The 23,510-nt window shown below is 60.7% G+C and carries 27 protein-coding genes; 13 read left to right on the top strand and 14 right to left on the bottom strand.

Annotated features, from left to right (window positions below; translation table 11 throughout):
* Window positions 1-15: 15 nt before the first annotated feature.
* Together phoR and phoB are read right to left on the bottom strand one after the other, a co-directional pair.
* The gene (gene phoR, locus FNU76_RS08835) at window positions 16-1,350 is read right to left on the bottom strand and encodes a phosphate regulon sensor histidine kinase PhoR (RefSeq protein ID WP_144277854.1); all 1,335 of its coding nucleotides are present in this window, start codon (window positions 1,348-1,350) and stop codon (window positions 16-18) included.
* Window positions 1,351-1,380: 30 nt separating this feature from the next.
* The gene (gene phoB / locus FNU76_RS08840) at window positions 1,381-2,067 is read right to left on the bottom strand and encodes a phosphate regulon transcriptional regulator PhoB (protein ID WP_144277855.1); all 687 of its coding nucleotides are present in this window, start codon (window positions 2,065-2,067) and stop codon (window positions 1,381-1,383) included.
* 235 nt (window positions 2,068-2,302) lie between these two features.
* Here phoB and FNU76_RS08845 point away from each other — a divergent pair, with 235 nt between their 5' ends.
* From FNU76_RS08845 to FNU76_RS08875, 7 genes are all read left to right on the top strand, one after another.
* Window positions 2,303-2,677, top strand: a complete 375-nt coding sequence (locus FNU76_RS08845) for a gamma-butyrobetaine hydroxylase family protein (protein WP_144277856.1) — start codon at window positions 2,303-2,305, stop codon at window positions 2,675-2,677.
* Entirely contained in the window at window positions 2,674-3,408 is a 735-nt protein-coding gene (gene ubiE / locus FNU76_RS08850) for a bifunctional demethylmenaquinone methyltransferase/2-methoxy-6-polyprenyl-1,4-benzoquinol methylase UbiE (protein WP_144277857.1), read from the top strand. The genes FNU76_RS08845 and ubiE overlap by 4 nt, the downstream gene beginning before the upstream one ends.
* Window positions 3,409-3,440: 32 nt before the next feature.
* Window positions 3,441-4,118, top strand: a complete 678-nt coding sequence (locus tag FNU76_RS08855) for a hypothetical protein (RefSeq protein WP_179958404.1) — start codon at window positions 3,441-3,443, stop codon at window positions 4,116-4,118.
* Between the two features lie 112 nt (window positions 4,119-4,230).
* Window positions 4,231-4,851 carry an NYN domain-containing protein gene (locus FNU76_RS08860; RefSeq protein ID WP_144277859.1) on the top strand — a complete coding sequence of 207 codons (621 nt, stop codon included), beginning with the start codon at window positions 4,231-4,233 and terminating at the stop codon, window positions 4,849-4,851.
* Between the two features lie 11 nt (window positions 4,852-4,862).
* Entirely contained in the window at window positions 4,863-5,426 is a 564-nt protein-coding gene (locus FNU76_RS08865) for a ubiquinone biosynthesis accessory factor UbiJ (protein WP_144277860.1), read from the top strand.
* A 222-nt stretch (window positions 5,427-5,648) separates the two neighbouring features.
* Window positions 5,649-6,077: an HIT family protein gene (locus FNU76_RS08870; protein ID WP_144277861.1), complete on the top strand. Its 429-nt coding sequence runs from the start codon at window positions 5,649-5,651 to the stop codon at window positions 6,075-6,077.
* Between the two features lie 12 nt (window positions 6,078-6,089).
* Window positions 6,090-7,727: a cyclic-di-GMP receptor FimW-related protein gene (locus tag FNU76_RS08875; protein WP_144277862.1), complete on the top strand. Its 1,638-nt coding sequence runs from the start codon at window positions 6,090-6,092 to the stop codon at window positions 7,725-7,727.
* Between the two features lie 41 nt (window positions 7,728-7,768).
* Here FNU76_RS08875 and hda read toward each other — a convergent pair whose 3' ends face one another.
* A complete protein-coding gene (gene hda, locus FNU76_RS08880) occupies window positions 7,769-8,452 on the bottom strand; it encodes a DnaA regulatory inactivator Hda (protein WP_144277863.1) in 684 nt (227 codons plus the stop codon).
* Window positions 8,449-9,519, bottom strand: a complete 1,071-nt coding sequence (locus tag FNU76_RS08885) for an AI-2E family transporter (RefSeq protein ID WP_144277864.1) — start codon at window positions 9,517-9,519, stop codon at window positions 8,449-8,451. Before FNU76_RS08885 ends, hda begins: the two co-directional genes overlap by 4 nt.
* 127 nt (window positions 9,520-9,646) lie before the next feature.
* On the opposite strand from FNU76_RS08885, the gene purM reads away from it, so the two are divergent.
* The 5 genes from purM to FNU76_RS08910 all read left to right on the top strand — a co-directional run bounded on the left by purM (window position 9,647) and on the right by FNU76_RS08910 (window position 14,547).
* A complete protein-coding gene (gene purM / locus FNU76_RS08890) occupies window positions 9,647-10,690 on the top strand; it encodes a phosphoribosylformylglycinamidine cyclo-ligase (protein WP_144277865.1) in 1,044 nt (347 codons plus the stop codon).
* A 65-nt stretch (window positions 10,691-10,755) separates the two neighbouring features.
* Complete coding sequence (gene purN / locus FNU76_RS08895; protein ID WP_144277866.1) at window positions 10,756-11,352, top strand: phosphoribosylglycinamide formyltransferase; 597 nt, start codon at window positions 10,756-10,758, stop codon at window positions 11,350-11,352.
* On the top strand, window positions 11,333-12,490 hold the full coding sequence (locus tag FNU76_RS08900; RefSeq protein WP_144277867.1) for a DUF3108 domain-containing protein: 1,158 nt from the start codon (window positions 11,333-11,335) through the stop codon (window positions 12,488-12,490). Before purN ends, FNU76_RS08900 begins: the two co-directional genes overlap by 20 nt.
* Before the next feature lie 111 nt (window positions 12,491-12,601).
* Window positions 12,602-13,279 carry a DUF3108 domain-containing protein gene (locus tag FNU76_RS08905; protein WP_144277868.1) on the top strand — a complete coding sequence of 226 codons (678 nt, stop codon included), beginning with the start codon at window positions 12,602-12,604 and terminating at the stop codon, window positions 13,277-13,279.
* A 2-nt stretch (window positions 13,280-13,281) separates the two neighbouring features.
* The gene (locus tag FNU76_RS08910) at window positions 13,282-14,547 is read left to right on the top strand and encodes an RsmB/NOP family class I SAM-dependent RNA methyltransferase (protein ID WP_144277869.1); all 1,266 of its coding nucleotides are present in this window, start codon (window positions 13,282-13,284) and stop codon (window positions 14,545-14,547) included.
* 38 nt (window positions 14,548-14,585) lie between these two features.
* Here FNU76_RS08910 and FNU76_RS08915 read toward each other — a convergent pair whose 3' ends face one another.
* The 7 genes from FNU76_RS08915 to FNU76_RS08945 form a co-directional block, all read right to left on the bottom strand.
* Window positions 14,586-15,593 (bottom strand): Rpn family recombination-promoting nuclease/putative transposase, encoded by a 1,008-nt coding sequence (locus FNU76_RS08915; RefSeq protein WP_144277870.1) that lies wholly within the window; start codon window positions 15,591-15,593, stop codon window positions 14,586-14,588.
* Between the two features lie 121 nt (window positions 15,594-15,714).
* On the bottom strand, window positions 15,715-16,209 hold the full coding sequence (locus FNU76_RS08920; RefSeq protein WP_144277871.1) for a ClpXP protease specificity-enhancing factor: 495 nt from the start codon (window positions 16,207-16,209) through the stop codon (window positions 15,715-15,717).
* A gap of 87 nt (window positions 16,210-16,296) precedes the next feature.
* Window positions 16,297-16,902, bottom strand: a complete 606-nt coding sequence (locus tag FNU76_RS08925) for a glutathione S-transferase N-terminal domain-containing protein (RefSeq protein ID WP_144277872.1) — start codon at window positions 16,900-16,902, stop codon at window positions 16,297-16,299.
* A gap of 149 nt (window positions 16,903-17,051) precedes the next feature.
* Window positions 17,052-17,867: a cytochrome c1 gene (locus FNU76_RS08930; protein ID WP_144277873.1), complete on the bottom strand. Its 816-nt coding sequence runs from the start codon at window positions 17,865-17,867 to the stop codon at window positions 17,052-17,054.
* An 18-nt stretch (window positions 17,868-17,885) separates the two neighbouring features.
* The gene (locus FNU76_RS08935) at window positions 17,886-19,241 is read right to left on the bottom strand and encodes a cytochrome b (RefSeq protein ID WP_144277874.1); all 1,356 of its coding nucleotides are present in this window, start codon (window positions 19,239-19,241) and stop codon (window positions 17,886-17,888) included.
* A 15-nt stretch (window positions 19,242-19,256) separates the two neighbouring features.
* Window positions 19,257-19,844: a ubiquinol-cytochrome c reductase iron-sulfur subunit gene (petA, locus tag FNU76_RS08940; RefSeq protein ID WP_144277875.1), complete on the bottom strand. Its 588-nt coding sequence runs from the start codon at window positions 19,842-19,844 to the stop codon at window positions 19,257-19,259.
* Window positions 19,845-19,991: 147 nt separating this feature from the next.
* On the bottom strand, window positions 19,992-20,738 hold the full coding sequence (locus tag FNU76_RS08945) for a Nif3-like dinuclear metal center hexameric protein (RefSeq protein ID WP_144277876.1): 747 nt from the start codon (window positions 20,736-20,738) through the stop codon (window positions 19,992-19,994).
* Window positions 20,739-20,761: 23 nt separating this feature from the next.
* Here FNU76_RS08945 and FNU76_RS08950 point away from each other — a divergent pair, with 23 nt between their 5' ends.
* Window positions 20,762-21,925: a Do family serine endopeptidase gene (locus FNU76_RS08950; RefSeq protein WP_144277877.1), complete on the top strand. Its 1,164-nt coding sequence runs from the start codon at window positions 20,762-20,764 to the stop codon at window positions 21,923-21,925.
* Window positions 21,926-21,957: 32 nt separating this feature from the next.
* Here the strand turns inward: FNU76_RS08950 and tatC are convergent, their stop codons facing one another.
* The 3 genes from tatC to tatA form a co-directional block, all read right to left on the bottom strand.
* The gene (gene tatC, locus FNU76_RS08955) at window positions 21,958-22,692 is read right to left on the bottom strand and encodes a twin-arginine translocase subunit TatC (protein WP_144277878.1); all 735 of its coding nucleotides are present in this window, start codon (window positions 22,690-22,692) and stop codon (window positions 21,958-21,960) included.
* A gap of 76 nt (window positions 22,693-22,768) precedes the next feature.
* Complete coding sequence (gene tatB / locus FNU76_RS08960) at window positions 22,769-23,212, bottom strand: Sec-independent protein translocase protein TatB (protein WP_144277879.1); 444 nt, start codon at window positions 23,210-23,212, stop codon at window positions 22,769-22,771.
* A 3-nt stretch (window positions 23,213-23,215) separates the two neighbouring features.
* The gene (gene tatA, locus FNU76_RS08965) at window positions 23,216-23,434 is read right to left on the bottom strand and encodes a Sec-independent protein translocase subunit TatA (RefSeq protein ID WP_144277880.1); all 219 of its coding nucleotides are present in this window, start codon (window positions 23,432-23,434) and stop codon (window positions 23,216-23,218) included.
* Between the last annotated feature and the right edge of the window lie 76 nt (window positions 23,435-23,510).

The following is a 23,510-nucleotide window of genomic DNA, read 5'->3' on the forward strand; positions in this document are numbered from 1 at the left end:
GGCCTGCGCATTCGCCTACTGCCCGCTGGTGACCAGCTCCTCGGGTTCCAGCAATCGATTGGTGGGGAAGCGGATGCAGAAACAGCTCCCCTTGCCGGGTTCGCTGCTGATGTCCAGCCGGGCCTGGTGGCGCTGGGCAATATGCTTGACGATAGCCAGACCCAGCCCGGTTCCGCCGGTCGAGCGCGAACGGCCGCGATCCACCCGATAGAAGCGCTCGGTCAGGCGGGGGATATGCTGCGCTTCGATGCCCAGGCCGCTATCTTCCACCGAGAAGGCACCGCAACCGTCCTCCACCCGCCATTTCAAGCGGATTTCACCGCCATCCGGGGTATAGCGCACGGCATTGCTGACCAGATTACCGAAGGCGCTATGCAATTCGTCGTAATTGCCGCGCACCCCGCCCGCTCCTTCCTGCAACTCGATGCGCAGCGTGTGGCGGCCTTTGGATAAACCTCCCGCTTCCGTTGCCAGGACCTGCGCCAGGCTCCGCACATCCACCCGGTCCTCGCGTATTTCGATGCCATTCTCCAATCGCGACAGGGCAAGCAGGTCTTCCACCAGCCGCTGCATACGGCCGGTCTGCTCGAACATCAGCTTGAGCTGCGACTCACGGCTGGCCGGATCCATATCCGGCAAGTCCAGCAGCGTTTCCAGAAAGCCGCCCACCACGGTAAGCGGTGTGCGCAGCTCGTGCGAAACATTGGCGACGAAATCGCGGTGTACCGTCTGCACCCGCTCCAGTTGGGTGATATCGCGGGTAAGGAGCAATTTGCGGGTACTGTCGAAAGGTACCAATTGGACGCTGAGAACCGAGTCTCCCCCCGCCAGGTTGCGCAGGATGGCGGGCTGGCTATAGTCCTGCGCGGTCAGGTACTGCTGAAAGGCGGGCAGCCGCACCAGATAGGCGATGTGCTGACCCAGGTCCTTCTTGCGATCCAGTCCCAGATGCTGCATGGACTTGGGATTGCACCACTCGATCCGATCCTGGCTGTCGAGTACCACCACGCCCTCCGGCATGGCCTCGCCCGCCGCCACGAAACGATCCAGCGCGGCAGACAGCATGCGCTGGCTCTTGCCCTGGCTACGCACCAGCCGGTAGAGCTGGCCGTAGGCGGCTTCCCAGGCACCGTAGCTCTCGGGCACCGTTTCCGGCCCCGGATCGTTCAACCAGCGACCCAAGCGGTGCAGATTGCGCAGGTGGTAGGCCAACAGACCCAGCACTCCCACCAGCATCGTCGCCAGCGCGATCGTTCCGCCAAAGAAGGGCTGCAAGACCAAGGCGAGCAGGCCCATGGCGAGCAGCAACGCAAGCGATCTCCACCAAAACACCAAGGAATCCGTCTTCATGTATTTTTTCCTGCCCGACCGCTCCGCACGCTACTGGGCCGAAAGCCGGTAGCCGGTGCCGCGCACCGTCTGGATCAAGGCATCGTGGGCTGTCGCCTCCAGTGCCGAACGCAAGCGGCGGATATGGACATCCACGGTGCGCTCTTCGACAAACACATGGTCGCCCCAGACGTGGTCCAGCAATTGGGCGCGCGAATGCACCCGTTCGGGGTGGGTCATGAAGAAATGCAAAAGCCGGAATTCGGTCGGCCCCAGATCGATGGGTGCGCCATTACCGGCAACCCGGTGGGTGGCGGGATCGAGCGAAAGGCCTTTTACCTGGACCAGGTCGTCGGTCATTTGCGGTGCGCGGCGGCGCAATACCGCCTTGATCCGCGCCTGCAACTCGCGCGGGCTGAACGGCTTGGTGATGAAATCGTCCGCGCCGTTCTCCAGCCCGCTGATCTTGTCGCTCTCTTCCGAACGCGCGGTCAGCATGATGACCGGTACCTGGCGGGTGCGTTCATCGGCGCGGATCCGCTTGGCGAACTCGATGCCGGACATGCCAGGCAACATCCAATCGAGCAGGATCAAATCGGGCAGCGCATTCTTCACCACCATCATGCCGGCCTCGGCCGAGTCGGCCCGCACGACATGGTGGCCCGCTTGCTGCAGGTTGAACGCAATCAGTTCTTGGATGGCGGGTTCATCTTCGACGAGCAGGATATTGGCGGGCATGGGCGCTTTCACTAGGAATTTGTTGCGAGCTTAAGTAATTAGCATGACTGAAATATTACAAGTCGACAGCGCCGGATGCGACCACCGCCGCAGCCGGAGCGGATTTCCCCGACGGCGGGTGCAGCCGGCCCCCTGCTTCCCTGCCCATGCAACGGCTGGCAAACCTCCCTATCATTTTGCGCACGCGGTATCATTGAGGTCTTATAGTGCAACCCTTCATCGAATTGACACCGTAATGGCCGGTCTGCACCCGAACAGCCCCACCCCCACCGAATTGACCCTGCACGCCGCCAGCCGAGTGCTGGAACTGACGTTCGACAACGGCGCGCATTTTTCGCTGCCCTGCGAATATCTGCGCGTGTTCAGCCCCTCGGCCGAGGTACGCGGCCATGGCGGTCCGATGCGGACGATCGCGGGCAAACGGACCGTTGCCATCGTCGCGGTGGAGCCGGTCGGCCATTATGCGGTCAAGCTGGTATTCGACGACGGCCACGATAGCGGCCTGTACGGCTGGGATACGCTGTACGAACTGGGACGCGACCAGGAAGCCAACTGGAACGATTATTTGCAGAGACTGGCGGGCGCCGGTTTGTCACGAGACTATCCATGAGTGAAAACACCACCCATTTCGGCTACAAGACCGTCGCCGAATCGCAGAAAGCCCAGAAGGTCGCCGAAGTCTTCCATTCGGTCGCGCAGAAATACGATGTGATGAACGACTTGATGTCGGCGGGGCTGCACCGGCTATGGAAAACCTTCACCATCGCGCAGAGCGGCGTGCGTGAAGGCCATCGGGTGCTGGATATCGCCGGCGGTACCGGCGATCTGTCGCTGGCCTTTCTCAAGCGCGTCGGCAAGAGCGGCCAGGTCTGGCTGACCGATATCAATAGCTCCATGTTGACGGTCGGCCGCGACCGCCTGCTGGATAAGGGCTACCTCAACCCCGCGGTACAGTGCGACGGTGAAAAATTGCCTTTCCCCAGCAACTACTTCGATTGTGTCACCGTGGCCTTCGGCCTGCGCAATATGACGCATAAGGATGTCGCGCTGGCCGAGATGCAGCGCGTACTGAAGCCGGGCGGACGGTTGCTGGTACTGGAATTTTCCAAGGTGGCCAAGCCCCTGGCACCGTTGTACGATTTGTACTCCTTCAAGTTGCTGCCCAAGATGGGCGAACTGGTCGCCGGCGATGCCGCCAGCTACCAATACCTGGCCGAATCGATACGCATGCATCCAGGCCAGGAGGAACTCGCGCAGCTGATGCGCGATGTCGGTTTCAAGGTGGATTATTTCAATCTGACCGCCGGCGTGGTGGCGCTACACAAGGGATTCAAACTGTAATGGCACTCGCATGCCCCAACTGCAAAGCAGAAATGAAAGCCGAAAACCATGCGCGCAAGCAAGGTGGCGAGCTGGAATTGGATCTCTGCTACAGTTGCCAGCTGCTCTGGTTCGACCAGCATGAAAGTACCCAGCTGGCGCCGGGCGCCGTGGTGAACTTGTTCGAACAGATCCACTCTCACCGCACCGGAGCCGAAGCACTGGCGGAAAAATTGTCTTGCGTGCGTTGCAATGAGACATTGCGGCTGGCGCAAGATACGGTGCGCGGCACCCGCTTTGTCTATTATCGCTGCCTGAATGGCCATGGCCGTTTGATCAGCTTCTGGCACTTCCTGCGCGAAAAACAGTTCGTACGCGATCTTTCCGCCCAGGAACGCCAGCAGTTGGCACATACCGTCGCCCAGGTGAAGTGCGGTAGTTGCGGCGGACCCGTCGATATCCGCCATGACGCAGCCTGCACATATTGTCGTGCGCCCTTGGCGGTGCTCGACAGTGCGGCGGTGGAACAGGCACTGGCAAAATTCCGCCAGGAGGCAGCGCGGCCTGTGGAGGTGGTTGTCGTGGATAAATCGAGCAGGCGCATCAATCCGGGAAGCGAGCGCGGTGTCGTCATCGGCGATGCCGGCGCTGGCACGCTGGACACGGGTGTCGAGGTGCTCGATATGCTGGGCACCGGGATATCGGTACTTTGGGCCGTCATATCGGACTAAAGTTCGGTACGATGGTGGGAAACGGGCACGTCCCGTCGCAGTAAACGGCCGGAGGTGGAAGCTTGGCCGACATAAATATTATTAAATAATTGTTTATCAGGAAGTTCAAAAAATGAGCATTGGATTGTTCATCGACGGTGCATATGCCTACAAGGCTTTTGGCCGCGAAAAGATCAACTATCTCGAGCTGCGCAAGCTGATCGAGGAAGAACTGGGCGATAGCGTCGACGAAGGCTATTTCTTCAACGCCGACGACAATCAGGCCATGTCTTCGAAACTGCATAACGCCTTGTCCTTCCCCTACCCGAAGGGGCCGGGCCTGCGCGTGAAAAACTACTGGCTGCAGAAGAAGCAGCTGTACTGGCCAAACCATCTCGGCGGCGGTCCGGTGGTGCATCCGGAGCAGTCCCACGTCAACTACGAGATCACCACCCAGAAGGCTGTGGATGTCGGACTGGTCTACCATATGACCCGATCCTTCCATAAGCGCAAGTGGACCAAGTTGGCGCTGTTCGCCGGCGACGGCGATTTCCATGAGCCGGTGCAGAACCTGGTCGAGTATGAGAATGTCGATCTCTACCTGATCGGCTCGCTGAACAGTATCGCCGACGTGCTGCGCCCGTACGCCCGCCGCATCATCGAGGTGGATGTCGATCCGGTAAAGAGCAAGCTGCGCTTTGTCGATCGCTGGCGCGACGGCAATGAGCGCTATGGCGACGAGCAACCTGTCTGACGAGCATTGCCATGCTGCATGAGGCTGTCCTCAATCACCTGCTGAATCAGCGCGCGGATCTGCGCGCTGAATTGGCCGTTCACGCCGGTTCGACGGTGCGCCTGGGCGTACCGCCGTTCCGCTTTGATTTCCAGGTGGGTCAGGATGGCCTTATGCTACCGGGCAGGGCAGGGCCCGATGCCACCATCGATATCAATCCCTGGCTGCTGCCGCGCCTAGCCTTGCACGACCCGGCCGCCGAGCGTGAATTGCGCATCAGCGGCGATACCCAGCTGGCTGCCGCCGTAGGGCGTGTGCTGCAAGCACTGGATTGGGATATCGAAGCCGATATGGCCCGCGTATTGGGCGATATAAGCGCCCACCGGCTGGCAAGCCTGGGCCGCGACCTGGTTGGCGACCCGCGGCTGATCGCCCGCAATCTCGCCGAAACCGCAGCGGAATATCTACGGGAAGAAGCGCAATTGCTGGCCACGCGCCCTGCGGTCGAGCATTTCAACCGCGCCGTGGATCATCTGCGCGACGACGTTGCCAGGCTGGAAAAGCGAATTGGCCAGCGAGAAATGGTCGCGCCATAGCTTTTGCCGCTATATATCTAATGTTAGTTTTACCTATTGCGTGCTGACCGAGCCATGCTCGCCACGGCCGCGGTACCTGCCACCAGGCCCTACCAGCAAGGTTTACATGCTCATCCGCGCCGCCCGACGCACGTTTTCTGACCCGAGGCCATGCACCGCACTTGAGTTCCCCCCTTTCCGGTCGCACAATGCCAATGTAATAACCTTGGCATATCCCGCATCATGACTACGCAACCCTGTCCACTTTGTACCAGTCACGGCGGTGAATTGCTTTGGCAGTCGGCCCTCTATCGCGTGGTTATGGTGGACGAACCGGGCTATCCCGGTTTCTGCCGGGTGATCCTCAACCGCCATATTGCCGAAATGACCGAATTGCCCGGCGTGGAACGCGCCGCGCTGATGAATGCGGTATGGGCCATCGAGGAAGTCCTGCTGAGCGAACTCGGCCCGGACAAGATCAATCTCGCCAGCCTGGGCAATGTGGTACCGCACCTGCACTGGCATGTCATTCCGCGCTGGCGCGATGACCCGCATTTTCCGGCGCCGATCTGGGCCACACCGGCGCGTGACGTCAGCCCAAGACCGGCCGACCTGACCCGCCTGAAAGCTGCGCTGGCATCCAAGCTCCTGATGCTTGAGTCGCAAGGCTAGGAGTAGACCAGCATGCACGCACTTGAACTCCCTCCGTTCGATCCCACGCTTCCGATGGAATTCGCCGATGCGCGCGGTTTCAAGGACTGGCTCAAACTGGTACCAATGATCAATGTGCGCCAGGCGCACGGCGATATCCTCGACGCGCTTACCCGCCTCAATGTCAGCGCGGTCTTGCCGATCGAACGCTTGAAGATGCTGGAGCTGTTGCGCGAGCCGGTAGGCATGCTGCAGGAGGAAAACGCCAAGCGCTATTTCGGTAAACCATTCCCGCTGGCCATGACCGAGGATACGGTGTGGGTAGCCAATGTGCAGCTGTGGCTGGCCATGAGCATGGGCTACCGGCATTGCTGGCAGGCCGCCATCAATGCCGATGTAATGATCGCCGATCACAAGGCCCTGGCCGGCCAGCGCGCGCTTCGCTACGCCGCCCTGGCCATACGCGAACACCATATGGCCTATCGCGTGGTACCGGCTAGCCGCTGGGCCGATCTGTTCGCCTTGTATCAGATCTCGCTGGAAGCCGATATCGCCGGCAAGATCGTCAAGGACAGCCTGAATCGGCAGACGGAGCTCTCGTCCTGCCACGCCGCTTTCCTGCAAGCCCTGCTGCTGGCGGCAGCCAACCCCAGCGCCATGCCGGTGCGGCAGATCGCCTGGACCGACCGGCTGCTGGACCGTTGGTCCAACCAGGCCAATGTCAGCGATATCCGCCCGGAGGACACCGACAACGGCGTACTGGCCATCAATCTCGAAATGCCGGGCGAACTGAAACGCCATAATCCCATCCCCAGCGGGGCAAGCTGGCGCTTTCTCGATATCGAACCCATCGGCAAGAGCATCAAGAAACGCATCAAGTACCTGCGGGCCGGCGAATCGCCCTCGCAATTGGGGCTGGGCGAGGAATATGCGGCCGTGACGGTGGAGAACAATCTGATCGGGCTTTACCAGGAATGGTGCGACCTGCCGATCGAACGCGGCATGCCGCGCCGCCCGGTCCGGGACGACGCGCCGCTGGCCCAGGTCGGCCTGGGATTGGTCAGCACCCATTTTGCCATCGGCGGCCAATCGTTGACCCAACCGACGGGCCCCTCCGAGATCCGCGGCCGCTCCATCGCCGACTTCCAGCTCTTTGGCGGCCAGGCCCAGCACTTAAGCAGTAGCAATGCCGCCAGCAAGGAGGTGGAAGCCGCCCCCGAACTGGAGAATTGGCGCATCCACAATGAAAGCGCCTTGGGCTTCCGCCTGGAGCGCGCCGAGGCAGGTGGCCGCATTATCCACGGCCAACTGGTGGCCGTACGCCCCCGGCCCGGCCAAGGCTTTATGGTCGGCACGGTGCGTTGGCTACTGGAAGGTGGCAGCGGCGAGATTTCCATGGGCATGCGTGCGCTACCGGGCATGCCGCAGGCGGTGGCGGTACGCGCCACCGGCTTGAATACCTTCTCCAATCGCTTCACCCAGGCGCTGCTCCTGCCCGGCATGCCCGCATTGCAAGCCTTGCCCAGCCTGCTGCTGCCGCCCACCTGGTTCAAGGCGGGCCGGATCATCGAAGTCTATATGGACGGCCAGATCAAGAAGGTTCGCCTGGAGCAGATGCTGGAACGGGGCCAGGATTTCGAACGGGTATATTTCCAGGGCGAACTGGCGTAATTCACCACCGGGCGAGCGCGCCACCGAACGGCAGGTATCGATCAGCGCAGCGAGCCGCCGTCCCGTAACGCTTCCTTGACGAAGGGCAGCGTCAATGGCCGGCCGGCGGCCAGGGCGGCGCGGTCCAGCCTATCGAGCAAGCGGGTCAGCGCACCCAGGTCGCGGCTCTGGCGCGTGACCAGCCAACGGCAGACAGCTTCGTCCACTTCGCACCCCCGCGCCCGGGCACGGTGGCGCAGTAGCGCGGACTTGTCCTCGTCCGCCGGTTCGCCGATTTCGAAGACCAGGCCCCAGCCCAATCGGGTGGTGAGATCCTCGCGCAGCGGCAATTGCGCCGGCGGCAGGCTGCCGGCGGTCAAAATCACCCGGCCCGCTTCGCGCTGGGCATTGATCAATCCGAACAGGGCGATCTGGCCGACTTCGTCCAGGCCATCCACATGGTCGACGGCCAACAGCTCATAGCCATGCGCCGATTCGTCCAATGGCGTATTCGCCGCATCCCAGTAGTAGGCGTATAGGCCGGCCACCATGGCGCGCTGTGCGGTGGCACGCAAGAGATGGCTCTTGCCGGTGCCGCCCGCCCCCCACAGGTAAATGCATCCTTCGCCGGCGGTCCCATCCGCCAGGGATCGGACCGCCATATAGGCTTCCAGGTTCGGACCGATCAGGAAGTCGTCGAACCCGAATGGCTCGGGCAGTTGCAGATCGAGCGCCAGTTGCTTCATTTTCGGTACATCACGCTGGCGATGTAATGCCCCCGCACACGACGCAAACCGACCAGCAGGACGGCGGCCAGCGGCAGCGCCAGCAAAACGCCGACAAAGCCGAACAGTTGCCCGAATGCCATCAGGGCGAAAATGACCGCGACCGGATGCAGACCGATCCGCTCACCTACCAGCCTGGGCGTGACGTAAAAACCTTCCAGCATCTGCCCCAGCAGGAATACCACCCATACCGGCACCACACCGGCCAGATCGTGGAACTGTAGCCCGGCGGTCAAGGTGGCCAGCAGTACACCGACGATCACCCCCAGATAGGGTACGAATACCAGCAAGCCGGCGACCACGCCGATCGGCAAGGCCGACTTCAGGCCGGTCAGCCACAAACCCACGCTGTAGAACAGCGCCATGATCAGGATCACGGCCATCTGGCCGCGCAGGAATTGACCCAGCACCGCGTCCGCCTCGCCGGCCAGCTCGCCCACCGCGCGGTGCCAGCGGCGTGGGATAAGATCGTCGATCTGTGCCAGCAAGCCATGCCAATCGCGCAGGAAATAGAACAGGACGACCGGCAACAGCACGAGGTTGGCGAACATGGCCAGTACCGCCATGCCGCCGGAGGTAAGGGAAGGCAGCAAGGCGCGCAGGGCTTGGCCGATTTCGTTGCCATGGGACTGCAACCAGGTTTTCAGATGGTCGATATCAAAACGGAGGTCGGCGCCAAGTCGTTCCGCAACCCAGGGCGCGGCCTTATCGCGCAGCCACGCCAATAGTTCGGGCAGGTAGGCGTAGAGGCCCTGCAACTGCTGCAGGAACAAGGGCACGATCACCAGCACCAGCGCCACCAGCACGACCGCCGTGCCTGCCAGCGTCACGCTGACCGCCAGCGCGCGAGGCCAACCCCAGCGCACCAGCCGGTCAACCAGGGGCTCCAGGATGTAGGCCAGCACTGCCGCGGTCACGAAAGGCGCCAGTACCGGCGTGAGCAGATAGAGCAAGGCAAGGCCCGCCATACCGGCGACAAGAGGCCAGTAACGGATCCAGATGGGTTTGGGCGGGCGAGAGCGTCTCATTTCGGGTAAAATGCGCACCAATTCCGGTGCTTATGAATTGAGCTATCTAGCTAATTGACCTTGAGCGCCGCATTGTAACCGTACCGTCGGCGCAACCGCGCCGGTTTTCGTTCGCGAGACAGCCCCCATGAGTCAACAGCCCCAAAGCCTCTCCTACCGCGATGCCGGTGTCGATATCGATGCAGGCGACCAATTGGTCGAGAATATCAAACCTTTTGCCAAACGCACCATGCGCCCCGAGGTGCTGTCCGGCATTGGCGGCTTCGGTGGCCTGGTAGAGATCAGCAAGAAATTCAAGGAGCCGGTCCTGGTGTCCGGCACCGACGGCGTCGGCACCAAGCTCAAGCTGGCATTTGAATTGAATCGCCATGATACCGTCGGTATCGACCTGGTTGCCATGAGTGTCAACGACATCCTGGTGCAAGGCGCCGAGCCGCTGTTTTTCCTCGATTACTTCGCCTGCGGCAAGCTGGATGTCACCAGCGCCACCGAAGTGATCAAAGGCATCGCCGCCGGGTGTGAACAGGCAGGTTGCGCCTTGATCGGCGGCGAAACGGCCGAAATGCCAGGCATGTACCCCTTGGGTGAATACGACCTGGCCGGCTTCGCCGTGGGCGTGGTCGAGAAGGCCAACATCATCACTGGCGCCGATATCGGCGCCGGCGACGTGGTCCTGGGCCTGGCCTCGAACGGTGCCCATTCCAATGGCTATTCGCTGATCCGCAAGATCCTGCACCTCACCGAAGCCGACTACAACGCCGGCTTCGATAACGGCCGTTCGCTGGCCGACGTGGTGATGGCCCCCACCCGCATCTACGTCAAGCCGCTGCTCAAGCTGATGGCCGCCTTGCCGGTCAAGGGCATGGCGCATATTACCGGCGGCGGCATCACCGAGAATGTCCCGCGGGTCTTGCCCGACAATGTCGTCGCACAGATCGATGCCAAGGCCTGGGCACTTCCCAAGCTGTTCCAGTGGCTGCAGGCGCAGGGAAACGTCGATACGCAGGAAATGTATCGCACCTTCAACTGCGGTATCGGCATGGTGGTGATTGTATCGGCCGAGAACGCAGATGCCGCCGTCAAGCTGCTGAGCGACGAAGGCGAGACCGTCTACCGTATCGGCGCCGTGCGTACGCGCAACGGTGACGAGCACCAAACGCAGGTCGGTTGAAAATCTGAACGGCGCGGGCGCGGCGCGGTCTATTACCGACCGCGCCCCGTTTGTCGCCCAAGCCCATGAAAAATATCGTTATCCTCATTTCCGGCCGTGGCTCGAATATGCAAGCCATCGTCGATGCCGCCATACCCGGCGCCCATATCGCCGCCGTGATCGCCAACCGCGCCGATGCGCCGGGCCTTGCCTGGGCGTCGGAACGGGGTATCGCCACCCGTACGGTCGATCACAAGGCCTATGACAGCCGCGAAGCGTTCGATACCGCGCTGGCGGCGGTCATTGACCAGTTTTCGCCCCATTTGGTGGTACTGGCCGGTTTTATGCGCATTCTTACGGCGGATTTCACCCGCCACTATGCCGGCCGGATGTTGAATATCCATCCCTCCTTGTTACCTGCCTTTACCGGCCTGCATACCCACCGCCGCGCCATCGAAGCGGGCTGCAAACTGGCAGGCTGCACCGTGCACTTCGTCACGGCCGAGCTGGACCATGGCCCCATCGTGATGCAGGCGGCGGTACCGATATTGAACGAGGACACCGAGGACAGCTTGTCCGCCCGGGTACTGCGAGAAGAGCATCGCCTCTATCCCGAGGCTGTGCGGGCTTTTGTGGAAGATCGCCTGCGGATTCAGGATCTGCGTGTCTTTGTTGCCGAATAACGCCGTGCGGGCCTGGTTCTCGCCACTTTTTATCATCGCGCTGCTGATCTCCTTGCTGTTACATGGCGTCACGGCCGGCGGCGAAGTGCTGGTGCTTTGGTTGCAAAACGAGGAAATGGACGCCACGCCGGTTGTCAAAGCCACCCAGCGCAAGCTGCAGGGCCAGTCACTGGCAGCCGAGCCCGCCAGCCTTGCCCTATTGGCCGGTGTCACACCAGCCGGTAATTTCCAGGTATCGCTGGCCGGCCCCCGCGCCCCGATTGCTGCGCCAGCCGGCAAGCCGGCGCCTACCCTGCGCAAGAGCATCAAGCCGACGCCAGCACCGGTACCGGTGCGCCGTCCCGATCGCGAGGAGTTGCTGCCGGCACCAGTCGCCGATCCATCTTTGCCCACCCCGGTCGTGGCACAAGCTGAAACGACCGCACCGGTACCCGTACCGGCCTTGGCGCCTGCCGCGGCCAAACCCGTCGATGCCGCGCCCGCACAGCCAGGGAGCGGCTTCCCGCGCTCGGTCAATATCACTTATATGGTCAAGGGCCTGATCTCGGCCGACCACCGCTGGCGCATCGTGGGCAATCGCTACGAGATCACCACGCATGCCAGCTTTGCCGGCAAGGCCCGCGACTTCAGGAGCGAAGGTGAAATCAGCCCGGACGGCCTCAAACCGCACAGCTTTATCGAACATCGCGACCGTATTCCACAACCGAAATACCAGGTTGATTTCGATTGGCCAGCCAAGACCGTCCAGGTGGGCGAACCAGGCGAACGGAAGACCGTGCCGCTGGAAGACGGCGCCCAGGACGTGTTTTCCGCCGCCTATCAATTCGCGCTGCTGGGCGATCGGGTTCCCAGTTTCAACCTGCAGATCCTGAGCGGCCGCAAGAGTTACAAGATGGTTTTCGACGTCAAGGGTGAAGTGGACATGACCCTGTCGGGCAGGAAAGTGACGGCCTTGCTGGTAGCAGGCGCGCATGAAAAACGTCGCTTCGAATTTTACCTGGCGCCGGAATGGAATAACTTGCCCATCCGCATACGCTTCGATGATGACGGCTCGATCACCGACCTGGTGGCCACCCAAGTGGAGATAAACGGTCAAGTATTGTTGGCCAAGCCGGAGCGAAGCAGCCGCGACCGTTAGTCGCTCCGCTCTCCCCGGCTGCCTTATTCGGGTATACCCGGCCCGGTTCAGCCCAAGGTCAGTCGGCAGCCCTTAGGCTGCGGGCTATTATTCAAGCCGGAAACCGTCACCATGAAAATTGCCCGCCCACTCGCCGCCACCCTACTGAGCTGTACCGCACTGTTGAGCGTCGCGGCCGGCCTGCCCGCACGTGCCCAGATCAGTTACGAGGCGCGGCTGTCCGGACTGCCGGTTGGCGAAGCGACCCAGCGCTGGAGCCTGGAGAAGGATCACTACCAACTGGAGACGGAGATCGCGCCCATTTTCGGCCCCCGCATCCGCTACGTCAGCAGCGGCACGGTCGGTGAAGCCGGCATCAAGCCGGCCGAGTATGCCGAATTTCGCGGCGGCAGTACTCCGCGCCAGCAGGCGCGTTTCGACTGGACCAGCAAACAGGTCAGTTACGGCAACCCGGAATCGCCACAAAGCGCCAAATTGGAAGCCGGCGCCCAGGAACTCAACACCCTGCCCTTCCAGCTGTCTTGGTTGGGCACCAAGAACACCGCCACGATGCAGATCATGACGGGCCGCAAATTACGGCAGGACCGTTTCGCCATGAGCGACGGCGGCACGCTGAAGCTGATGGGTAAGAGCACGCCGGTCCGTGTCTGGCGCACGCCCGATGCCGAGGAAGGCACCGAGATCTGGCTGGCCGTCGAATTCGGCAACCTGCCGGTAAAAATTATCCGTCACGACGACAAGGGCGAATTGCAATTGATCGCCAAGACCATCGAATTTCAACAGGAATAGCTATGCCCCCACTCTCCCAGGAAGCCTTTCACGCCGCGTTGGATGCCTTGCGCGCAGCCCTTTCTTTCGGCGCCCCCGCCGATGCGGTCCTGTCGCGCTTCTTTCGCGAGAATCCCAAACTGGGTAGCCAGAATCGCGCCTTTATCGCCGAATCCGTTTTCGGTGTGATGCGCCAAAAATTCGTGCTGGATCGCATCTGCGAAGCCGATGCCTCACCGCGCCGTCTGCTGTTGGCCTTCCTGGCCCGCAGCGGCCGCAATCTGCGCGAGTTCGAACCCATCGTTTCGCGCGAGGATGAGCGGGTCTTCCTGGCCGGCGTCAAAGCCTTCAAGCTGGATACGCTGACTTTGGCCGAGCGGGCCGAATTGCCGGAATGGGTTGCCCAGGAACTGCTGGCCAGCGGCATGGCCGAGGAAAACCTGCTGGCCCTGGGCCGGGCCTTGGCACAAGCGGCGCCGCTGGATCTGCGCGTCAACACCCAGAAGATGAAGCGGGAGTCTGTACAGGCGGAATTGCAGGCGCTGGGCTATGAGTCCTCGCCGACGCCCTACTCGCCGTTTGGCTTGCGCGTGGTCGGCAAACCCGCCATCAACCGCCATACCCTGTTTACCGAAGGGGCAATCGAAGTGCAGGACGAAGGCAGCCAGCTGCTGGGCCTGCTGGTTGGTCCCAAGCGCGGCGAAATGGTCGCCGACTTCTGCGCCGGCGCGGGTGGCAAGACCTTGCTGCTGGGCATGCTGATGGCCTCCACCGGGCGACTGTACGCCTTCGATGTTTCGGAAAAGCGCCTGGCCAATCTCAAACCACGGCTGGCCCGTTCCGGTTTGTCCAATGTACAGCCCCAACTGATCAACAGCGAAAACGACAGCCGGATCAAGCGCCTGGCCGGCAAGCTGGACCGGGTGCTGGTGGACGCTCCCTGCTCCGGCATGGGAACGCTGCGCCGCAATCCCGACCTGAAGTTCCGTCAAAGCGCCGCCGGCGTGGACGAGTTGAATCAGAAGCAAGCGGCCATCCTTGCGTCGGCGGCTCGGCTGGTCAAGGTTGGCGGGCGACTGGTCTATGCCACTTGCAGTATTCTGCCGCGCGAGAACCAGGGGATAGTCGAAGCCTTTCTGGCCGCCAACCCGGGCTTCTCCCTGGTGCCTGCCGCTACCATCCTGGCCGAGCAACGCGTTGAACTGGATACCGGCGATTACCTGCAATTGCAACCGCAGACCCATGGCTGCGATGGCTTCTTTGCCGCGGTCATGCAACGCAAGGCTTGATTCACAGTTAGAAAAAGGCACTTCGGTGCCTTTTTTATTCAATGCGGCGTGAACACTTCATTGATGTCGTTAGCCAACAAAATTCGGTCACCCCAGCTTTGCAGCTGGTCGAGTGCTGCACCGCTCAGCCTCTCCTCTACCCAATCCGGTAGCGTGACGAACTTGAACTTGAGCTTGAGTTGACGGCGCAACATATTAGCTTCGCCCTTTACCTCCCCCTTTGCCTCACCCCTTGCCTCACCCTGTGCTTCGCCCTTGCGTATAAACTCTTCAGCCCAGAGGTCCATCTTGTTCGTCATCATCGCTTCGACTCCTTGCAAATCGCTTATCTCGTCCAATTGAGACGTCGGCCAGTCCAATTGCGGGAACTTGGAAGGGATCAATAACTTGGTGATCCAATCCTTCAAGGCTTGCCGCAGCGCTTCATGCGCAGGGGCTGCCAAATATCGCTTCAAACCGCGTATAACATTGAGCCCGGCTTCCGGAGTGTCGGCGTTTTCCAACCGAAACATGTCCGCCACCACATTCTCCAAGCCATGCAAATCTTGCTCCTGAAAGGCACCCTGGTCCAATAGCATATAACGCATATGAGGCCGGAAATCAGGTAGCTTGCCGGGCCCGGCTTCGATCAGTTCGTCCAGTTCCAGCGGCGCACTCCATCGCGGCGCGCCGTTGTACATAACGATGGGCAGGACGGGCGGTAACTTGCCGCTGGGCGTCAATGGCAGGCGCTTCGGATCCTTGCTCAGGTCCAGATACAACTGCAGCACATAGCTGGCCACCCTCAGCGCCATGGTGGGATCGATCCTGGATTGAAATTCCACCAGCAGGCAGATGTAGAGTTCCTGGTCGGCCAGCCGCACCTTCCATACCACATCGGTCATCTGCCGACGCCAGCGTTCGGTGACAAAGCTGCCGTTGATTTGCTCCAGAGTGGATAAATCCAGCTTTTCTATCCATTCCTCGTCGATAAACTCGCGTAGCAGATCCTCGACTGCGCGCGGAATGGAGAACATGCGTTTGTAGGCGGCATCGTGATCGAACATTCCACGAGATTGCCTGGGTCGCGCAGAGCGTGAAATACGGTCTTTGCCTTAATCGCATATACAACAAAGGGCACCCAGGTGCCCTTTGTCGCGTCCAGCACACGCCGGCATCCAAGCGCGTCTATTTAACGACGCGCAAATGCCCTCGCCCAGCAGGTGGCACAGGAGGTTTATCGTCGCCCTCGGTCGAATCCGCCGCCTTGGGCGCTTCCTGGCTGACTTCATCGGTGGCCGCTTCCACCGGTACGGCGGCAAGCGGATGCAGCGGTGTCACCCGTTCGCCATCCGTTTCGGTCACTTCTTCGAATTCCGGCTCCCAGGCCATGCCTTCGCCGGTCTCCCGGGCGAACAGCGACACCACCGCGCCGGTCGGCACGACGATCTCGCGGGAGACGCCATTGAAACGGGCCGAGAAATGGACGAAATCGTCGGTCAGTTGCAGATTGCGGGTCGCGTTGTAACTGACGTTCAAAGTGAGTTCGCCATTCTTGACGAACTCCATCGGCACTTGCATCTTGCCGCGCACGGAGACCACCAGGTAGGGCGTGTAACCGTGGTCCGAACACCACTCATGAATGGCGCGCATCAGATAAGGCTTGATTGGAACAGGTTTCATGGTTGCCAGATGATAAATGGAAGAAGAGCTGGCCACGACCCCGCTCCGATCCCCTGGAGCGCGGCCGTTAAGCATGCCGGTGAGATATTACTTGCGCATGGCTTTTTCGTTTGGCGTCATCGACTCGATAAAGGCCTGGCGACCGAACAGGCGTTCGGCGTACTTGAGAATAGGCGCCATGGGCTTGGACACTTCCACGCCATAATGTTCCAGACGCCACAGCAGCGGCGCGATGGCCACGTCCAGCATGGAGAACTCTTCGCCCAGCATGTGCTTTTGCTTGGCGAACAGCGGTGCGATCTGACCCAGGTTGTCACGAATGGTGGTGCGTGCTTTTTCCAGATCCTTCTTGCTCGAAGCACTGCTTTCCAGGGTACGGACATGCACGAACAGCTCGCGTTCAAAATTGAACAGCATCAGGCGGGCGCGGCCACGCATGATGGGGTCGGCTGGCATCAATTGCGGGTGCGGGAAACGCTCATCGATATATTCGTTGATGATATTGGACTCATACAACACCAGATCGCGCTCAACCAATACCGGCACTTCGTTGTAGGGGTTCATTACCGCCAGGTCTTCGGGCTTGTTGTGGATGTCCACGTCCACGATCTGGAAATCCATGCCCTTCTCGAACAGAACGATGCGGCAGCGATGGCTGAACGGGCAGGAAGTACCGGAGTACAAGGTCATCATAAAAGGGATATCTCCATCAACATGCGATTGTCGAAAACGAATGATTTTAGCATTTTGCCCGGGTAAATAGCCAGGAAATGCTTGTAAGTCAATGAATAATAAAGAAAAAACGGAAGGCGGCGCCTTCCGTTTTTTCTGGCTGGAACGACTTAATGCACGTCGCGCCAGTATTCCTTCTTCAACAGGTAAGTCATGGGCACCAGGATAAAGATCAGGAACAGCAGCACGCCGTAACCGACACGCTCACGGGTGACCTGGGCAGGCTCGCCCATGAAGACCAGGTAGTTGGTCAGGTCGGCTACCTGGCTGTCGAAATCCAGGGTATTGGCCTTGCCATCGGTCAGTCGGGTCAAATCTCCCGGCCGGGTCAGCACCAACTGGTGGGTCTCGATCTTTTCCTTGCCATCGACATGCTCGACCGTCTCCCAGGAACGTACCACCGGGCCCTTGGCCTCTACCCGCCCTGGCACCACGTTCAAGGCCAGGTCACCCTGCTGTTGCCACAACACGTGCGGCATGCCGACCTTGTCGAATACCGCGTTGTTCCAGCCGGTGGGCCGGCTAGGGTCGCGGTAGAAGCTACGCAGATAGGTGTAGAGCCAATCCGCGCCGCGCGAACGGGCCACCAGGCTCAGGTCGGGCGGCGTAGCGCCGAACCAGACCTTGCCGTCCTTGGCCTGCATGGCTACCCGCATCGGTTCGCCGATCTTGTCGGTGGCGAACATCAGGTTGTCCTTGATCTGCTGCTCGGTCAGGCCGATATCCTGCAGACGGTTATAGCGCATCACGCTTGCGCCATGGCAGGACAAACAGTAGTTGGTGAACAACTTGGCGCCGCGCTGCAGCGATTCGGCATTGCGCACATCGATAGGCGCACGATCGAGCGCCACTTCGGTACTGGCGTGGGCTACCGTCGCCAGTAGCAAAGCGGAGGCGGCGAATATCTGGGCAATCTTGTTTTTCATCTTGTCCGTCTCCCTGGATCAAACCAGCTTGGCGAATACGAAGGAACCCAGAATGGCGATGCCCACGTACATCATGAATGCCAGCTGACGCTGGGTGTTGGTCTCGGTCACGCGCGACGGTACCGGCACACTGCCTACGTCATTCTTGGTATAGAAAGGCATGGCGATAAAGAAGCCGAAGTAGATAAAGCTGAACACTTGGGCAATCACGGTACGAAGGTCGGTGGATGGCTTGGCGCCGAGGATGCCGAGGCCGATAAAGGCGATCAGGAACAGCACCAGGGCCACCTTGAACTTGGTGCCGCGATAGCGGATCGACTTGATCGGGCTACGATCGAGCCAAGGCAGGAAGGCAATGATCACCACTGCGCCGCCCATGCCCAGCACGCCCCAGACCTGGGTACCCAGGAAGGAAGGAATGGCGCGCAAGATGGCGTAGAAGGGGGTGAAATACCAGACCGGCGCAATATGTGACGGGGTCTTGAGCGGATCGGCCGGATCGAAGTTCGGATGCTCCAGGAAGAAGCCACCCATCTCCGGGGCAAAGAACAGCACATAGCTGAAAATCGCCAGGAACACCGCCACACCGAAGATATCCTTGATGGTGTAGTACGGATGCATGGCAATGCCATCCAGCGGGATACCGGTCTTTGGATCCTTGTTCTTCTTGATTTCGACACCGTCAGGATTGTTCGAACCCACTTCATGCAATGCAACCAGGTGGGCCACCACCAGGGCCAGCAGTACCAGCGGCACCGCAATCACGTGGAGGGCGAAGAATCGATTCAGGGTGGCGTCCGAAACAACGAAGTCACCACGGATCCACACCGACAAATCGGGACCGATGACCGGGATGGAGGCGAACAGGTTGACGATCACCTGCGCGCCCCAGAACGACATCTGGCCCCACGGCAGCAGATAGCCCAGGAAGGCTTCGGCCATCAGGCACAGGAAGATCAGCATGCCGAAGATCCAGATCAGTTCGCGCGGCTGCTTATAGGAGCCATACACGAGACCGCGGAACATATGCAGATAGACCACCACGAAGAACATCGAGGCGCCGGTCGAGTGCATGTAGCGGATGATCCAGCCCCCCGCCACGTCACGCATGATGTATTCGACCGAAGTGAAAGCGACCGAGACATTGGTGCCGGGAACCAGCGAACCATCGGGCTTGTAATTCATCGTCAGGAAGATGCCGGTGACGATCTGGATCACCAGCACCAACAGCGCCAGCGAACCGAAGTAATACCAGAAATTGAAATTTTTCGGCGCATAGTACTCGGACATATGCGCTTTCCACGATGCGGTGACTGGGAATCGATCATCGACCCAGGTCGTCACGGAATTCGTCAAGGCTTGCAGCTTGCTCATCTCAGACCTTCCCTATTAGTTGTCTTCGCCAACCCGCACCGTGGTAGCGGTGAGGTACTTGTAGGGCGGAATAACGAGATTCGTCGGAGCCGGCACGCCGGAGTAGACTCGACCAGCCAAGTCGAACTTGGAACCGTGGCAAGGGCAATAGAAGCCGCCGACCCAGTCGGCGCCCAAATCGGCAGGCGCCAGGTCGGGACGGAAGGACGGCGAGCAACCCAGGTGGGTACATACCCCGAGCGCGATCCAGATATTGGCGTGATCGGCCCGCGAGCGCAGCTTGTTATTGGCGTATTCGGGCTGCTCGCTTTTGGCCGAGGCCGGATCGACCAACTTGCCTTCGATCTTGGCCATGTTGTCGATCATTTCCTTGGTGCGATTAACCACCCAAACCGGTTTGCCACGCCACTCGACGTCGATCTTCTGACCGGGTTCGAGCTTGCTGATGTCCACTTCCACCGGTGCGCCGGCTGCCTTGGCGCGCTCTGAGGGGAAGAAGCTTGCAATGAACGGCGTGGCGACCCCGACCACGGCGACGCCACCCACAGCGCCGGTCGCGAGCGTCAGGAAGCGCCGCTTGCTGTTGTCCACTTGATTCGTCATACCCAGTCCCTGACTTTCTGACTTTTAAGATTGGTGAAACCCCATTGGATGCTGCCGGCAATGCGATCGAGAGGCCGACAGAACCGAAACTCGTCGATTTTAACCGATTCCCCCAGCTTGGATAAGCCTTTGCCGCAAAGGGGGTATTCAGATCGGGTTCGGCAAATCAAAGTATTGCCAATCCAGATCGAACTGCATCGCGAGATGGCCTGCCAGTGCCTGCACGCCATACCGTTCGGTGGCGTGATGGCCCGCTGCGACAAAAGCCACACCTTGCTCCAAAGCCGCATGGTAGTTGGACTCGGAAGCCTCTCCGGTCAGGTAGACATCGCAGCCGGCGGCGATGGCGTCGCCGAAGTATCCCTGCGCGCCGCCGGTGCACCATCCCACCCGCCGCACCAGGGCATCGCCGTCGCCGATTACCATCGGCTTGCGCCCCAGGGCGGACTCCACTCGCGTGGCGAATTCGCTCAGCGTCAGCGATTTATCCGGCGCGCCCAGGCAGCCCAGGGACTGATCGCCAAAGCGGCCATCCGCCACCAAACCCAGCCGCAACCCCAATTGGGCGTTGTTGCCCAACTCGGGATGGGCATCCAGCGGCAGGTGATAGGCCAGCAGGCTGATATCATGGCCCAGTAATTTGGCCAGGCGGCGCTTTTTGCTGCCTATCACCCGGGCGTCCTCGTTTTTCCAGAAATAGCCGTGGTGCACCACGATGGCGTCCGCCTGCCAAGCTATGGCAGCATCGATCAAGGCCTCGCTGGCGGTCACGCCGCATAGCAGGCGCCGCACCTCGGGCCGGCCTTCGACTTGCAGGCCGTTGGGCGCATAGTCCTTGAACCGGTCAAGCTGCAGCAGTTGTCCGGTATAATTTTCCAACTCTCGCAATAACATAGCGGCGGCCGTTCGCAGATAACATGAAAAAACTCTGGCTGATTTTCGCACAAACCACCACGGCGGGCCTGGCGGTCTGGTTTTTGTTGACGTTGCTCAACCCCGCCTGGCTACCCAGGCAGGTGGCCGAAGTCGTGACGCTACAGCAAGCCACCACGCCGACGGCGGCCTCGGTGGCGGCCAGTGGCGGTTATCGCGAGGCGGTGCGCCATGCCATGCCCAGCGTGGTGAATATCTATACCAGCAAGGCGGTCAAGCAAAGACGCCACCCCTTGTTGAACGACCCGCTGTTCCGCCGCTTTTTCGGCGACCGCTTCGAAAACGGCGAAAACCAGCGCACCTCCAGCCTCGGTTCCGGCGTCATCGTGTCGGAACAGGGCTATATCGTGACCAACAACCACGTGGTCGCTTCCGCCGACGAGATCCAGGTGGCCTTGTCCGACGGCCGCACCGCCGAAGCCACCGTGGTCGGCACCGACCCGGAAACCGACCTGGCCGTCATCAAGGTCGGCCTGACCAAGCTACCCACCACGACCTTCGGTCAGGTAGAAAAAATCAATGTCGGCGACGTGGTACTGGCGATCGGCAACCCCTTCGGCGTCGGCCAGACCGTGACCATGGGCATTGTTTCCGCCCTGGGCCGCACCAATCTCGGCATCAATCCCTTCGAGAACTTCATCCAGACCGACGCGGCCATCAACCCCGGCAATTCCGGCGGCGCCCTGGTCGATGCGGAAGGCAACCTGGTAGGCATCAACAGCGCCATCTACTCGCAAAGCGGCGGCAGCATGGGCATAGGCTTCGCCATCCCGGCCAGCACGGTCAAGAGCGTGATGGAACAGATCATCAAGGACGGCGCGGTGACCCGTGGCTGGATCGGGGTGGATACCCAGGATCTGACACCGGAGCTGGCCGCCAGTTTCAACCTGCCCAATGTGGATGGCGTGCTGATCAACGGCGTGGTGCGCGGCGGCCCGGCCGAGCGGGCCGGGGTCAAGCCCGGCGACGTACTGATCGCGGTAAACAATGAACCCGTGCTGGACTTTACCAGCATGCTCAACCTGGTCGCTGCCGAGGCGCCCGGCAAGGAGGCGCGCATCAAGGTGCTACGGAGCGGCAAATCGGTGGAGATCAAGATCAAGGTCGGCAAGCGACCGCATTTCGAGATGCCGCAGGAAGAGGAATGACGCAATGACGGTGCCGCAAGGCACCGTCTCGACTATTCGGCCACGACAGGCTTGGGCGTAACCAGCCAGGCCGACAACAGCACACCCAATTCGTACAGCAGCCACAGCGGTACCGCCAGCATCACCTGCGACAAGACGTCCGGCGGAGTAACGATGGCGGCTATGACAAAGGCCGCGACGATCACGTAAGGGCGTATCTCGCGTAGCTTCGCCACCGTAACCAGTCCCATCCGCACCAGCACGATCACCACCACCGGTGTTTCGAAGGTCACGCCGAAGGCGAGAAACATCCCGATCACAAAGCTCAGGTATTTATCGATATCGGTCATCATCGCCACGCCCTGGGGGGTGGCTGCCGTCATAAAGCCGAACACCACCGGAAACACCAGGAAATAAGCAAAGGCCATCCCGACGGCAAACAGTATGCAGCTGGAGCCGATCAAGGGCAGCACCAGCTTCTTTTCGTGCTGGTAGAGGCCGGGGGCGACAAAGGCCCAGGCCTGGTAGAGGGTGTGCGGGAGGGCGATCAGGAAGGCGGCCATGCCGGTGACCTTGAGCGGCACGAAAAAAGTCGAAGTGACATCCGTGGCGATCATCTGGCTGCCTTCGCCCATTGCCTTGAGCATGGGCAGGGCCAGCAGATGGTAGATATCGCCGGACCAATGGAACAGGATCAGGAATACCACCACCATCAGGGCCACGGCCCGTACCAGGCGGGTGCGCAGCTCGATCAGGTGTTCGATCAGGGGTTGCAGGTCTTCTTGCATGGGTGGAGAGGCTCTGAAAGTTGTTGCGGCTCAACTCACCGACTGCGCCCGGATCGGTGCGGTCAGGGGGAGTTCGCTAGCGCCGGTCGCGTTCCGGCGGCGGACGATGGTCTGGGGAGTACTCGGGCGGATGGTCGTACGCCTGGCCGGCGTTGAACAGATCGAACTGCTTGTCATCGTGCGGCTGTGCCGCAACCGAACCGGAATGGGTAGGGGGCTCGGAGAGGGCATCATGTGTCGCGGCCGCGGTTTCGCGCAAGCTGTCCTTCACCGGTTCGACCCCATTCATCATGTCGTCGCGCAGCTTGCGACCGGCCTCGTTCATCTCGGCTTCCAGGCGCTTGAGATTATCCAGCTCCACTTCGCGCTGGATATCGGCCTTTACCCCCGCGACATAGCGCTGCAGGCGCCCAACCATCGCGCCTACCGTGCGCGCGACGGTGGGCAGGCGCTCTGGACCGATAACGATCAGCGCAACCGTACCCACCACCACCAATTCACCCAAACTGAAATCGAACACGGTTTAGCGCTTGTCCTTGGTCGCATCGTTTTCGAATACGCGGCTGCCCTCGACCGGCTTCTCGGTCACCTTGGCCTGCTCGTCCTCGCTTTTCATGCCGTCCTTGAAACCCTTCACCGCCGAACCCAGATCCTTGCCGACATTGCCGAGCTTCTTGGTACCAAATACCAGCACGATGATGACCAGCACGATAAGCCAGTGCCAAATGCTGAACGAACCCATTGTAACCACTCCCGCATTGATAAAATTAAGCCGCGAATACCCCGGCAGGGCTCTCCCGGCAAAGCGGGGAGAATAT

It is taken from the genome of Chitinimonas arctica (assembly GCF_007431345.1).
GTDB classification, from domain to species: Bacteria; Pseudomonadota; Gammaproteobacteria; order Burkholderiales; family Chitinimonadaceae; genus Chitinimonas; species Chitinimonas arctica.

Excerpts from the sequence above, each read along its gene's own strand:
- phoR (WP_144277854.1), bottom strand. The coding sequence starts at position 1,350 with ATGAAGACGGATTCCTTGGTGTTTTGGTGGAGATCGCTTGCGTTGCTG.
- phoB (WP_144277855.1), bottom strand. The coding sequence starts at position 2,067 with ATGCCCGCCAATATCCTGCTCGTCGAAGATGAACCCGCCATCCAAGAA.
- FNU76_RS08845 (WP_144277856.1), top strand. The coding sequence starts at position 2,303 with ATGGCCGGTCTGCACCCGAACAGCCCCACCCCCACCGAATTGACCCTG.
- ubiE (WP_144277857.1), top strand. The coding sequence starts at position 2,674 with ATGAGTGAAAACACCACCCATTTCGGCTACAAGACCGTCGCCGAATCG.
- FNU76_RS08855 (WP_179958404.1), top strand. The coding sequence starts at position 3,441 with ATGAAAGCCGAAAACCATGCGCGCAAGCAAGGTGGCGAGCTGGAATTG.
- FNU76_RS08860 (WP_144277859.1), top strand. The coding sequence starts at position 4,231 with ATGAGCATTGGATTGTTCATCGACGGTGCATATGCCTACAAGGCTTTT.
- FNU76_RS08865 (WP_144277860.1), top strand. The coding sequence starts at position 4,863 with ATGCTGCATGAGGCTGTCCTCAATCACCTGCTGAATCAGCGCGCGGAT.
- FNU76_RS08870 (WP_144277861.1), top strand. The coding sequence starts at position 5,649 with ATGACTACGCAACCCTGTCCACTTTGTACCAGTCACGGCGGTGAATTG.
- FNU76_RS08875 (WP_144277862.1), top strand. The coding sequence starts at position 6,090 with ATGCACGCACTTGAACTCCCTCCGTTCGATCCCACGCTTCCGATGGAA.
- hda (WP_144277863.1), bottom strand. The coding sequence starts at position 8,452 with ATGAAGCAACTGGCGCTCGATCTGCAACTGCCCGAGCCATTCGGGTTC.
- FNU76_RS08885 (WP_144277864.1), bottom strand. The coding sequence starts at position 9,519 with ATGAGACGCTCTCGCCCGCCCAAACCCATCTGGATCCGTTACTGGCCT.
- purM (WP_144277865.1), top strand. The coding sequence starts at position 9,647 with ATGAGTCAACAGCCCCAAAGCCTCTCCTACCGCGATGCCGGTGTCGAT.
- purN (WP_144277866.1), top strand. The coding sequence starts at position 10,756 with ATGAAAAATATCGTTATCCTCATTTCCGGCCGTGGCTCGAATATGCAA.
- FNU76_RS08905 (WP_144277868.1), top strand. The coding sequence starts at position 12,602 with ATGAAAATTGCCCGCCCACTCGCCGCCACCCTACTGAGCTGTACCGCA.
- FNU76_RS08910 (WP_144277869.1), top strand. The coding sequence starts at position 13,282 with ATGCCCCCACTCTCCCAGGAAGCCTTTCACGCCGCGTTGGATGCCTTG.
- FNU76_RS08915 (WP_144277870.1), bottom strand. The coding sequence starts at position 15,593 with ATGTTCGATCACGATGCCGCCTACAAACGCATGTTCTCCATTCCGCGC.
- FNU76_RS08920 (WP_144277871.1), bottom strand. The coding sequence starts at position 16,209 with ATGAAACCTGTTCCAATCAAGCCTTATCTGATGCGCGCCATTCATGAG.
- FNU76_RS08925 (WP_144277872.1), bottom strand. The coding sequence starts at position 16,902 with ATGATGACCTTGTACTCCGGTACTTCCTGCCCGTTCAGCCATCGCTGC.
- FNU76_RS08930 (WP_144277873.1), bottom strand. The coding sequence starts at position 17,867 with ATGAAAAACAAGATTGCCCAGATATTCGCCGCCTCCGCTTTGCTACTG.
- FNU76_RS08935 (WP_144277874.1), bottom strand. The coding sequence starts at position 19,241 with ATGAGCAAGCTGCAAGCCTTGACGAATTCCGTGACGACCTGGGTCGAT.
- petA (WP_144277875.1), bottom strand. The coding sequence starts at position 19,844 with ATGACGAATCAAGTGGACAACAGCAAGCGGCGCTTCCTGACGCTCGCG.
- FNU76_RS08945 (WP_144277876.1), bottom strand. The coding sequence starts at position 20,738 with ATGTTATTGCGAGAGTTGGAAAATTATACCGGACAACTGCTGCAGCTT.
- FNU76_RS08950 (WP_144277877.1), top strand. The coding sequence starts at position 20,762 with ATGAAAAAACTCTGGCTGATTTTCGCACAAACCACCACGGCGGGCCTG.
- tatC (WP_144277878.1), bottom strand. The coding sequence starts at position 22,692 with ATGCAAGAAGACCTGCAACCCCTGATCGAACACCTGATCGAGCTGCGC.
- tatA (WP_144277880.1), bottom strand. The coding sequence starts at position 23,434 with ATGGGTTCGTTCAGCATTTGGCACTGGCTTATCGTGCTGGTCATCATC.